This is a genomic window from Saccharothrix sp. ST-888 (genome assembly GCF_000955975.1).
GTDB lineage: Bacteria > Actinomycetota > Actinomycetes > Streptomycetales > Streptomycetaceae > Kitasatospora.
Genome location: NZ_JYJF01000483.1, coordinates 1 through 375 on the forward strand (window position 1 = coordinate 1; position 375 = coordinate 375).

Genomic DNA, 375 nt, shown 5'->3' on the forward strand with positions numbered 1-375 from the left:
GCGCACACCCGGCAAACGCAATTGTTGTGCACCTCGTTGCGTAGCCAGCTCGCTGTATTGCAGGATGGCTTCATCGCCCTGGAGCACGAGTTCCGCGTCTCGCTGCTGCAACAGCACTGCTCGAGCTATTAGCTAGCCGTACGTTTCGGCCGGACGATCCGGCGATTCTCGACCGCCACCCACCACCAGGCGGCCACATCCGGCGCGTCCAGAGCCTTGGCCCCCACCTGCGAGCTCGAACGCGGCTGATACCGCAGCTGCAGCGGCAGCGGGCGGGCCACGCAGCACAGCAGCGCCGAGATCGGACCGACCAGCAGCGCGGCTACGTCGTCCCGGCCGCGGCCCAGTCCCAGCCGCGCCTGCACCACCAACGTC

1 protein-coding gene is annotated in these 375 nt (G+C 68.0%); it reads right to left on the reverse strand.

Annotated elements, in window-relative coordinates; all coding sequences use genetic code 11:
- Positions 1-128: 128 nt before the first annotated feature.
- The coding region (locus UK12_RS42060; RefSeq protein WP_197085396.1) for a hypothetical protein at positions 129-375 on the reverse strand (247 nt) is incomplete at its 5' end.